The sequence below is a fragment of the Nocardioides albidus genome (genome assembly GCF_006335005.1).
GTDB lineage: Bacteria > Actinomycetota > Actinomycetes > Propionibacteriales > Nocardioidaceae > Nocardioides > Nocardioides albidus.
Map to the genome: position 1 here is coordinate 62,381 of NZ_VDMP01000019.1, position 11,477 is coordinate 73,857.

The 11,477-nt window shown below is 71.1% G+C and carries 8 protein-coding genes; 6 read left to right on the top strand and 2 right to left on the bottom strand.

Annotated elements, in window-relative coordinates:
• Window positions 1–564 (top strand): HAD-IA family hydrolase (locus FHP29_RS06215; protein ID WP_139622080.1); only part of this gene is annotated, 564 nt, incomplete at its 5' end.
• A 39-nt stretch (window positions 565–603) separates the two neighbouring features.
• Here the strand turns inward: FHP29_RS06215 and FHP29_RS06220 are convergent.
• Both FHP29_RS06220 and FHP29_RS06225 read right to left on the bottom strand, forming a co-directional pair.
• Window positions 604–1,596 carry an NADP-dependent oxidoreductase gene (locus FHP29_RS06220; RefSeq protein ID WP_139621990.1) on the bottom strand — a complete coding sequence of 331 codons (993 nt, stop codon included), beginning with the start codon at window positions 1,594–1,596 and terminating at the stop codon, window positions 604–606.
• Window positions 1,593–2,207, bottom strand: a complete 615-nt coding sequence (locus tag FHP29_RS06225; RefSeq protein ID WP_139621991.1) for a TetR/AcrR family transcriptional regulator — start codon at window positions 2,205–2,207, stop codon at window positions 1,593–1,595. The genes FHP29_RS06220 and FHP29_RS06225 overlap by 4 nt, the downstream gene beginning before the upstream one ends.
• Window positions 2,208–2,871: 664 nt before the next feature.
• On the opposite strand from FHP29_RS06225, the gene FHP29_RS06235 reads away from it, so the two are divergent.
• The 5 genes from FHP29_RS06235 to FHP29_RS06255 form a co-directional block, all read left to right on the top strand.
• Window positions 2,872–4,578, top strand: a complete 1,707-nt coding sequence (locus FHP29_RS06235; RefSeq protein ID WP_158296493.1) for a phytase — start codon at window positions 2,872–2,874, stop codon at window positions 4,576–4,578.
• Window positions 4,579–4,623: 45 nt separating this feature from the next.
• Window positions 4,624–5,256 carry a hypothetical protein gene (locus FHP29_RS06240; RefSeq protein ID WP_139621995.1) on the top strand — a complete coding sequence of 211 codons (633 nt, stop codon included), beginning with the start codon at window positions 4,624–4,626 and terminating at the stop codon, window positions 5,254–5,256.
• Window positions 5,253–7,190 carry a YhgE/Pip domain-containing protein gene (locus FHP29_RS06245; protein ID WP_139621996.1) on the top strand — a complete coding sequence of 646 codons (1,938 nt, stop codon included), beginning with the start codon at window positions 5,253–5,255 and terminating at the stop codon, window positions 7,188–7,190. Before FHP29_RS06240 ends, FHP29_RS06245 begins: the two co-directional genes overlap by 4 nt.
• Before the next feature lie 55 nt (window positions 7,191–7,245).
• Window positions 7,246–9,171, top strand: a complete 1,926-nt coding sequence (locus tag FHP29_RS06250) for an ABC transporter ATP-binding protein (protein ID WP_139621997.1) — start codon at window positions 7,246–7,248, stop codon at window positions 9,169–9,171.
• Between the two features lie 151 nt (window positions 9,172–9,322).
• Window positions 9,323–11,477, top strand: a 2,155-nt coding sequence (locus FHP29_RS06255; protein WP_275669424.1) for an aconitate hydratase, incomplete at its 3' end; no start/stop codon positions are given.

The window sequence follows — 11,477 nt, forward strand, 5'->3', positions numbered from 1 at the left end:
GCGGAATGGGACCGGTTCGTCGCGGAGTTCCGCGGCTACCGCTACGACCAGGTCCACGGGGAGTACTACCCCTACGATCAGGTGCTGCAGGACTCCTTCGACCGCGTCTGTCGCAGGTGGGGGATCGCGTCGGTTCCCGGCGCCGGGAAGCGGTTCGCTGACGGGGTGCGGAGCTGGGGCCCGCACCCGGATGTGATTGCGCCGCTGAAGGAGATGGGCGAACACTTCGACCTGGTGATCCTGTCCAACGGTGACGACTCCATCCTCGCCGAGAGCGTGCCGCGGCTCGAGGCGGAGTTCCACGCCGTCCTCACTGCCGAGCAGGCCGGCTACTACAAGCCGCGGTACGCCGCGTTCGAGCACATGCTCGACCAGCTCGACGCCGAGCCGGACGACTTCGTGCATGTCTCGTCGCACACCCGGTACGACCTGCTGCCCATGCACGACATGGGTTTTCGCAACCTCGTGCTGCTGGACCGCGGCTACGACCCGGTTCCGCCGGGCTACGGCATCGTGACGGTCAGGTCTCTGGACGAGCTCAACACGATGCTCGGCATCGGTTGATCGTCGGCCGCTCGGCGGTGCGTCGCGCCGTGTTCGTCGTCATCGGGTCACCACGATCTTGCCCTTGGCCTTGCCCTGCTCGACGTAGGCCATCGCATCGAGGGTCCGGTCGAAGGGGAAGGTTCGGTCGAGGACGGGCCGCAGCGTGCCGGCGTCGTAGAGCGCTGCCAGCGTTGCGAGTTCGGCGCCACTGGCCCGCATGAAGAAGAAGGAGTACCGCACGCCCAGCTTGCGCGCCCGGCGACGGATCCTGCGGCTCAGGACCGCCATGACCGGCTTGAGCAGGGGCGCTCCCAGCTGGGTCGCGAACTGCGGGTCCGGAGGCCCCACGACGCTGATGGCCAGGCCGCCCGGCTTGAGGATGGTGAGCGACTGCTCGAGGCTGACGGGTCCGAGTGAGTCGAGGACGACGTCGTATCCGGAGACGGCCTGCGTGAAGTCCTGCTGGGTGTAGTCGACGACCTCGTCGGCGCCGAGACCGCGCACCTTCTCGACGTCGTTGGTGTGAGCCGTGGTCGCGACGTGGGCACCGAGGTGCTTCGCGACCTGGATCACCGTCGAGCCGAGCCCGCCCGCACCGGCGTGGACGAGGACCTTCTGTCCCGGCTGGACGCCGGCCACCTCGACGAGGGCCTGCCAGGCGGCGAGGGCGACGAGCGGTACGGCGGCGGCTTCCTCGAAGGACAGTGACGTCGGCTTGAGCGCGATGTCGGCGGCGTCGATGGCGACCTGTTCGGCGAAGGCGCCGATGCGCAGGTCTCGCGGCCGCGCGTACACCTCGTCGCCGACCTCGTAGCCGCGGACGTCGGAGCCGACCTGGGTGATCACGCCGGACAGGTCGTGGCCGAGGACGAACGGCGGCTTGTACTTGATGAGCTGCTTGAACTCGCCGTCGCGGACCATCTTGTCGAGCGGGTTGATGCTGGCGGCACGGACGTCGACCAGCACGTCGCGTGGACCGACGCCGGGTGGGGGCACCTCGGCCGGTGTCAGGCCGTCGGGGCCGTAGTGGTTGACGACGAAGGCCTTCACGGCGACTCCTGGGTGAGGGGCGAGGTGGTGCCCGGGTGGGCGCCTGCGATGGCCAGGGCGTTGGCGTACGCCGCCGCGAGGATCTGCTCCGAGAGCGCAGGGTCGGTCACGGCGCGGGCTGCTTGGAGTGAGCCGACGAGGAGGGAGAAGAGCCCGGCCGCGCGATCCCGGGTCCGCTGCGGGTCGCCGTCGTCGAGGTGGCGAGCGATCGCCTCGATCATGGCGTTGACGCCGACCGTGTAGGCCTCCCGGATCGCGACGTCGCAGCGCCCGATCTCGTCGAGCAGGGCCGCTGAGGGACACCCGCCGGCGAGATCGTCGCGGTGGGCGGGGGAGAGGTAGTCGCGGAGGAACGCCTCGACCGAGTCGGACCCCGCGGGCAGGGCGTTCACGATGGCGACCTGGTCCGCGAGCTGTTGGGCGACGACCGTCGCGACGAGGTCGTCCTTCGAGGAGAAGTGGCCGTAGAAGGCGCCGTTGGTCAGGCCGGCGTCGGCGACGAGGGTGGCGATGCCCGAGCCGTCGATCCCGTCGCTCTTGAACCGTCGTCCGGCCGTCTCGATCATCCGACGCCGGGTGGCTTCCTTGTGCTCGGGGCTGTAGCGCGCCATCAGCGCCGTCTCCCTTCCGGGCTTGTGCGAGCGAAGGATTACGATCGTACTATGATGGCCGTGACGCAGGCCGACACCGCGACCTTCGCGGAACCTGGAGAATGCGACAGCCAGCAGGCAGCGTCGTGAGCTGACTTCCGTCACTCGCCCAGGGACGTGACGGTCGCGGTGAGTACATCAGCGAGAAGGCCGGACCTCTCGGAGTGAAGACGACGCTCGAGTCGGCGCACCGCGCGCGGATCGAGGGGGAGCGGGCCGCCTACGACCGGCTGGATGCCGACATGTCGGCGCTTCTCCACACCGAGGACGGTCGTGAAGGGCATGCAATCCTTCATCGAGCGTCGAGACGCGCGTTTCGTCGGCAGGTGAGCTCAGTGCCACGCGTCGACAGTGCGACTGCCCGCCCGCCGTCGGGGCCCGAATCGGCCCGCGCCCAGCACTCCCGGAGCGGGTAGCCGTCCGGACCGAGCAGTTCAAGGACGAGAAGCACAGCCACCTCCGCGCCGCCACGCCCATGGACCGCGGCGCGGACCCAACCGGGCCAGGTCGGGGGCCGTCGGGATCTGGCACCGCCGGAGAGGATCGGCTCCCCGCTGCCGTGAGGGTGAGCGACATCCTTCAGGTTGGCGATGCGCACGTGTCGTCGGTCGCCGACGCTGGCCCCATGACGTGGCGACGCGCATGCCTGCTGGCCCTTGTGCTCATTGTCGTCTGCCTGCCTCCGTCGGCGCGCGCGGCGATCCCGGAGCCGGTGCCGTCGGCCGATGAGACCGCGCCGGTGGCCACGGGCGGCGACTCGGCGGACGATCCGGCGATCTGGGTCCATCCGACCGATCCGGCGCGCTCGCTGGTCATCGCCAACAACAAGCGCGGCGCCCTGGAGTCCTACGACCTCGACGGCAACCGGGTGCAGCGGATCACCGACCCGGAGGTTACGTTCTGGGGCAACGTCGACGTCCGCCAGGGAGTGACCATCGGGGGTGTCGTGCAGGATGTCGTCGCCGTCTACCACCGCGGGCTCCAGCTCTACCGCGTCGATCCCGCCACAATGCTGATGACGCGGATCAACGAGGGGACTGCTATCGCCAGTGCGGGGGAGGGCCTGTGCCTCTACGACAGCCCGAGCGGGCGCGTCTATGCCGTGCTGATCGCGATCAGCGGCCAGCTGCGCCAGTTCGAGATCCGCGACGTCGACGGCGACGGCCTGCTCGACGGCACCCTCGTCCGGCAGTTCGCGGTCGGCTCCGAGGCGGAGGGGTGCGTCGCCGACGACGACACCGGTGCGCTCTACGTCAGCGAGGAGAACGTCGCGCTGTGGGAGTACGACGCCGAGCCTACCGGCGGCGCCACCCGCACCGCCGTCGACACGATCGGCGCGGGCGATCTCGTCAACGACCTCGAGGGGGTCACCCTCGTCGACCTGCCGGACGGTGGCGGCTACGTCATCGTGTCCGTCCAGAACGCCGCAGACCCCAACAACTCCTACTTCGTCGCCTACGACCGCCTCACCCACGCGCAGGTGCGGACCTTCCGCGTCGGCGTGGGGACGGAGTCCGACGACTGCGACCGCACGGACGGCATCACGGCGCTGTACGGCGACCTCGGGCCGTCGTACCCCTCGGGGCTGTTCGTCTGCCAGGACAACAACAACGACGCGCCCGGGAGCGTGGGCAACCAGAACCTCAAGTACGTGCCGCTGCAGGACGTGGTCGACCTCGGCGACGAGCCGCCGCCTCCGGTCGGCATCAGCCACGTCGCGACCTCGGTCGTCAACGCGAACGCCCTCGCGTGGTCGCGGACGGTACCGGCCACCGTGCAGCCCGGGGACGGGATGCTGCTGTCGTTCTCGCGCAGCGCCAGCACCGACGCACTCACCGGACCCGGCTCGGGATGGACCCAGGTCGCCCACCTGGCCGACGGCAGCCTGGAGACCACGCACTGGCAGCGCGTGGCGACCGTGGCGGACGCCGGCAGCCCGGTTCGCCTGTCCTATCCGTCCGGCTACCGCAAAGGAGTGCTGAGCCTGTCGGTCTACCGCGGCACCCGTGCCAGCGTGCCGTTCGCGTCAGCCGCCGGTGCCGTCGAGCCCGGCACGACCGCGGCGCACCGCACCCCGACGGTGACCGTGCCGGCGGGGGGCGCCTGGCGGGTGTCCTACTGGGCCGATCGCAACAGTCTCGCTGCCGGCTGGACGCCACCGCCCGGGGAGCAGGTGCGCGCCCTGTCCGCGGGCAGCGGGGGCGGCCGGATCGGCGTGCTCGTCACGGACCCCGGTGAGCCCGTCCCCGCTGGAACGACCGGCGGGCTGGTCGCCACCTCCGCGAGTGCCTCCGACAAGGCCACCAGCTGGACGATCCTCCTGCTGCCCTGAGCGCCGCCTGCCTGGCACTGCCGCCATCGCGGCAGACTGACCGCCATGACGAGTCTGCTGATGACACAGGGCGCGGTCGCGGGGCTGCTCGAACCCACCTCGGTCGAGCTGGTGCCGGGCGAGGTCGTGGTCGCGGTCGGCCGGCCGGGCCACGGCAACGTCGCCCTGGCGCTGGCCCTGGCCGGACGTCTCCGGCTGACCGGGGGATCGGTGTCCCTCGGCGACGATCCCGAGCCGGCGGCACTCCAGCAGGCCGTCGTCCTGGTCGACGTGCCGGGGGTCACCGAGCCGGACGACAGCGTGCCGTTCCGCGTCATCGTGGCCGAGGAGCTCGCCCTGGCCGGCCGCCCGGCAGGGCCGCAGGCCACCTCGTCGTGGCTGCGCGAGCACCGGCTCGCCACGGGACCGGCCCTGCGGACCGAGGACGTGCCGCCCGCCGACCGGATCCGCACCCTGACCGAGCTCGGCGCCTCCCGGCCCGACGCGCGGTTCCTGATCCTCGTCTCGCCCGACCGGCACGGACTGCACCGACGCGACTGGTGGCCGGTCGCCCGTTCCGCCGCCGACGCGGGACTCGGCGTGCTGGTCACCGTCAGCGAGGCCGTCGAGCTGGCCGGTCACACCACCCTGATCACCGCGATCGGCGGCGCCGGCCGCTCCGAGGAGGCTTCGGCATGAACGCCCTGCGCATCGCCTGGACCGAGCTGTCCCGACTCCTCAGCATCCGGATGGGCCGGATCACGGTGCTCGCCCTGGTCACCGTGCCGACGATCTACGCCGGCCTCTACCTCTACGCCAACCACGACCCCTACTCCGCGCTGGACCGCGTCCCGACCGCCCTCGTGGTCGAGGACGCCGGCGCCACCGGGCTCGACGGCAAGCACCTCGACGCTGGGCGCGAGGTCGCCGACCAGCTCCTCGAGTCGGCGGACTTCGGCTGGCGCGAGGTCAGCCGGGCCAGGGCCAAGGCCGGCGTCGACGACGGGACCTACGACTTCGCACTGGTGATCCCGCGGGACTTCTCCGCGGCCCTCACCAGCAGCGCGGGCGCCGAGCCGGAGCAGGCGCGGATCACGATGCTGACCAACGACGCCAACTCCTACCTGTCGACCACGATCGCCAACACCGTCGCCACCAAGGTGCGCGACGCGATCGGCCAGAAGGTCTCCCAGGAGGCGGTCGGAACCTTCCTGCTCGGCATCGCCGACGTCCGCCAGGGACTCCAGCAGGGCGCCGACGGCGCCGACCGGCTCCAGGACGGTCTGCGCGAGGCGAAGCGCGGATCCCGCCAGCTCGTCGGCGGCAGCGCCCGACTCGCCGACGGGACCGAGCAGCTCCATGGCGGCGCGACCCGGCTCCACGACGGGCTCAGCACCCTGGCCAGCCGGACCGCGCCGCTGCCGCGCCAGGCGCGGCGGCTCGCCTCCGGCGCACGCCAGGTCGCCGAGGGTGATCGGAAGATCGCGGACGCCGGCAACCGGCTCGCCGGCGCGGTCCACAACGTCCGCACGGCGTACGACGGCGGGCGCGCCGACCTCGTCGCCCAGATGAACCAGCTCGGGATCGACTCGGCCGCCCAGGCCCGCCTGCTGGGCGTCTACGACCGGGTCGGCTCACGCGTGCACACGGCCGACGCCAAGGCCGGAGCCGTCCGCAACCAGCTCGACCGGCTGGCCTCCGGCGCCGACCAGGTGGCCGACGGCGCCGACCAGCTCGCCCGCTCCGCACCGGCCCTCGTCGACGGGATCCGGAAGGCGCGGGACGGGGCCGGCGAGCTGCAGGCCGGTGCTGGCCGGCTCAGCAAGGGGGCCGACACCCTGCACGACGGCACCATCGAGCTGCGCAAGGGGCTGCGCCAGCTCACGACCGGAGCCGGCGACCTGCGCGACGGCCTGGCCTCCGGTGTCGAGAAGGTCCCCGACACGACCGAGGACTCGCGTCAGCAGATCGCCGAGACCATCGCCAACCCGATCGACGTCCGCGCGCGCAGCGACGCCGCGGCACGCAACTACGGAGCCGGCCTGGCGCCGTTCTTCCTCGCCCTGGCCGCCTGGATCGGCGGCTACGTCCTGTTCCTGCTCGTCCGCCCGCTCTCCAGCCGGGCCCTGGCCGCCAACCAGCACCCGTTGCGGATCGCCCTCGGCGGCTGGCTTCCGCCCGCGCTCATCGGGGCCACCCAGATGACCCTCGCCTTCGTCGTCGTGGCCGTCGCCCTCGACGTCGGGATCGTCGAATCCCTGCGGACCTGGCTGTTCATGATCCTGATCTCGGCGACCTTCGTCGCGATCGTGCACCTGATGAACGCCCTGCTCGGCACGCCCGGGCAGTTCCTCGCGCTGGTCCTCATGGTCCTCCAGCTCGTGACCGCCGGCGGCACCTTCCCCTGGCAGACCATCCCCGAGCCGCTGCACTGGCTGCACCACGTGCTCCCGATGAGCTACGCCGTCGACGGGCTGCGCCAGCTCATGTACGGCGGTGACCCGGCCCGGGCCTCGACGGCCGTGCTCGTGCTGGCGTCGTACCTGATCGGGGCGCTGGTCCTGACCTCCCTCGTCGCCCGCAAGCACCGGGTGTGGACGCCGAGCCGGGTCAAGCCGACGGTGGTGTTGTAACGCGTTCGTCGCGCGGCTTGCCCTCATGTCGGCTTGAGGTTCTACGGTCAGCGACATGAGCATGGAACAGGTCGCCTGGAGCCAGGTCTACCGCGGGATGCACGGCCCGGACGAGCAGCGTGCGTTCAGCGGCGCCACCGCACGTCGGATCCTGCGCTTCGCCCGCCCGCACCACCGCAAGCTGATCGGCTTCGTGGTGCTGAGCATTGTGACCTCCGCGCTGGCCGTCGCGACCCCGGTCCTCGCCGGCGACGTCGTGAACGCGATCGTCGCCGGCGACGAGCAGGACGTCGTCGTCCGGCTGGCGCTCGCGATCGCCGTCCTGGCCGTGCTCGACGCCGGCCTCGGGCTGGTGTCGCGCTGGCTGTCCTCGCGCATCGGCGAGGGCCTGATCCTCGACCTGCGCACGGCGGTGTTCGACCACGTGCAGCGGATGCCGGTCGCCTTCTTCAGCCGGACCCGGACCGGAGCCCTGGTCAGCCGGCTCAACAACGACGTCATCGGCGCGCAGCGGGCGTTCAGCCAGACCCTGTCCGGTGTGGTCGGCAACCTGGTGACGCTGGTGCTGACGCTGGTCGTGATGCTCGGCATCTCGTGGCAGGTCACCTTGTTGGCTCTGGTCCTGCTGCCGGTGTTCGTCGTGCCGGCGCGCCGGATGGGCCGCCGGCTGGCGGGCATCCAGCGCGAGGCCGCCGACCACAACGCCGCGATGGGCAACCAGATGACCGAGCGGTTCTCGGCGCCCGGCGCGACCCTGGTCAAGCTGTTCGGGCGGCCGGAGCAGGAGTCGGCCGAGTTCGCGGCACGGGCCCGGCGGGTCGCCGAGATCGGCGTGCGGACCGCCATGGTGCAGACGACCTTCGTCACCGCCCTCACCCTGGTGTCCGCGCTCGCGGTCGCGGTCGTCTACGGCCTGGGCGGCGCCCTCGCCCTGCGGGGGACGCTGGACGCCGGCGACGTGGTGGCGCTGTCCCTGCTGCTCACCCGGCTCTACGCGCCGCTGACCGCGCTGGCCAGCGCCCGGGTCGAGGTGATGAGCGCGCTGGTGAGCTTCGAGCGGGTCTTCGAGGTGCTCGACCTCGAGCCGCTGATCAAGGACCGGCCCGGAGCGGGCCGGGTGCCGGAGGGCCCTGTCGCCGTCGAGCTCGACGACGTGCGGTTCGCCTACCCGTCCGCCGACAAGGTCTCGCTCGCCTCGCTGGAGGCGGTCGCCACCCTCGACACCCGCGGCGGCGAGGAGGTCCTCCACGGCATCTCGCTGCGCGCGGAGCCCGGCCAGATCGTGGCCCTGGTGGGCTCCTCCGGTGCCGGCAAGTCCACGATCGCGCAGCTCGTCTCGCGGCTGTACGACGTCGACGCGGGCGCCGTACGCCTCGCGGGCGTGGACGTGCGGGACCTGACCGCCTCCTCCATCCGCGCGGCGGTCGGGATGGTCACCCAGGACGGGCATCTCTTCCACGACACGATCCGGGGCAACCTGCTGCTGGCACGACCCGAGGCCACCGACCAGGAGCTGTGGGAGTCCCTGTCCCGGGCCCGGCTCGCCGACCTGGTCCGCGCCCTGCCCGACGGCCTCGAGACGGTGGTGGGGGAGCGTGGCTACCGCCTCTCCGGCGGTGAGCGGCAGCGCCTCACCATCGCGCGGCTGCTGCTCAAGCAGCCGCAGGTCGTCATCCTCGACGAGGCCACCGCCTCCCTCGACTCGACCTCCGAGGCGGCGGTCCAGGCCGCGCTGGCCGAGGCCCTCGCGGGCCGGACCGCGCTGGTCATCGCCCACCGGCTCTCGACGATCCGCGCCGCCGACCTGATCGCCGTGGTCGAGGACGGGCGGATCGTGGAGCGCGGCACCCACGCCGCCCTGCTGGCGGCCGGCGGTCGCTACGAGGAGCTGTACCGGACCCAGTTCGCCGAGGACGCCCCGGACGCGCTCGACGCGCCGGCCGAGGACCGTGGCGATCTTCCTTCCGATCGTGTATCTTGACGTCAAGAGATATCGGATCCCGGTGTCCCTCAGGATTTAGGTCAGCCTCACTATCCGTGCCGCCGGTCGCGGCGGCAGGATGCAACAGGAGACCTACCGACAAATCACAGGTCGATGGCACGCGATGCAGATCGATGAGGACGGAGACGCGATGGCCAGCAAGAACAGCTTCGGCGCCAAGAGCACCCTGGACGTGGACGGGAAGTCGTATGAGATCTTCCGTCTCGACGCGGTCACGGGGGAGGGCCTCGACGTTCAGAGTCTTCCCTTCTCCCTGAAGGTGCTGCTCGAGAATCTGCTCCGCACCGAGGACGGCGCGGACATCACCGCCGAGGACATCAAGGCCCTCGCCGGCTGGGACGCCGACGCCCAGCCCGACAAGGAGATCCAGTTCACGCCCGCCCGCGTGATCATGCAGGACTTCACCGGCGTCCCCTGCGTCGTCGACCTCGCCACCATGCGCGAGGCGATGGCCGAGCTCGGTGGCGACGCGACCAAGATCAACCCGCTCGCCCCGGCCGAGATGGTCATCGACCACTCCGTCATCGCCGACGTCTTCGGCTCGCCCGAGGCGTTCCAGAAGAACGTCGAGATCGAGTACGAGCGCAACCGCGAGCGCTACCAGTTCCTCCGCTGGGGCCAGACCGCGTTCTCCGACTTCAAGGTCGTCCCGCCGGGCACCGGCATCGTCCACCAGGTCAACATCGAGCACCTCGCCCGCACCGTCTTCACCCGCCCAATCAAGGGAGCCGACGGCGAGCAGGAAATCTTGCAAGCCTACCCCGACACCTGCGTCGGCACCGACTCCCACACCACGATGGTCAACGGCATCGGCGTCGTCGGCTGGGGTGTCGGCGGCATCGAGGCGGAGGCCGCGATGCTCGGCCAGCCGGTCTCGATGCTCATCCCGCGCGTGGTCGGCTTCAAGCTGACCGGCTCGCTCCCGGAGGGCTCGACCGCGACCGACCTCGTCCTCACGATCACCGAGATGCTGCGCAAGCACGGAGTCGTCGGCAAGTTCGTCGAGTTCTACGGCGAGGGCGTCTCCGCGCTCCCGCTCGCCAACCGCGCGACCATCGGCAACATGTCGCCGGAGTTCGGCTCCACGATCGCGGTCTTCCCGATCGACGAGGAGACCGTCAACTACCTGCGCCTCACCGGTCGTCCCGAGGAGCAGCTCGCCCTGGTCGAGAAGTACGCCAAGGAGCAGGGCCTCTGGCTCGACCCGTCCGCAGAGCCGCGCTACTCCGAGAAGCTCGAGCTCGACCTCTCCTCGGTCGTCCCCTCGATCGCCGGCCCGAAGCGCCCGCAGGACCGCGTGCTGGTCTCGAGCGCGAAGGAGTCCTTCCGCGGCGCCCTGGTCGACTACGCCGGCGAGGCTGGGCAGTCGGGGGACACCCAGGGCTACGACGAGGTCGTCGAGGAGTCCTTCCCGGCCTCGGACTCGCCGTCGCACGACGTGTCGGCGCTCAACGGCGAGTCGGCACCGAGCGACCACCTGTCGGCCGCGCCCAAGGACGGCGGCCGCGCGTCCAACCCGATCGAGGTCACCCTGGCCGACGGCCAGAGCTTCACCCTCGACCACGGCGCGGTGACGATCGCCTCGATCACCTCCTGCACCAACACCTCGAACCCGTCGGTGATGATCGGCGCCGCCCTGCTGGCCAAGAAGGCCGTCGAGAAGGGCCTGCAGCGCAAGCCGTGGGTCAAGTCGACCCTCGCGCCCGGCTCCAAGGTCGTCTCCGACTACTACGACAAGGCCGGCCTCACGCCGTACCTCGACAAGCTCGGCTTCAACCTCGTCGGCTACGGCTGCGTCACCTGCATCGGCAACTCGGGCCCGCTCATCCCCGAGGTGTCCGCCGCGGTCCAGGAGAACGACCTCGCGGTCGTCTCGGTCCTCTCCGGCAACCGCAACTTCGAGGGCCGGATCAACCCGGACATCAAGATGAACTACCTGGCCTCCCCGCCGCTGGTCGTCGCCTACGCGCTGGCCGGGTCGATGGACGTCGACCTGTTCAACGACCCGCTGGGCCAGGACAGCACGGGCGCCGATGTCTTCTTGAAGGACATCTGGCCCTCGCCGGCCGAGGTCGAGGAGACCATCGCCCAGGCGATCACCTCGGAGATGTTCACCGACTCCTACGCCGATGTCTTCGCCGGCGACGAGCGGTGGCAGTCGCTGCCCACCCCGGAGGGCAACACCTTCGAGTGGGACGCCGAGTCGACGTACGTGCGCAAGCCTCCGTACTTCGACGGCATGCCGGTCGAGCCCACCGCGGTGACCGACATCGAGGGTGCGCGGG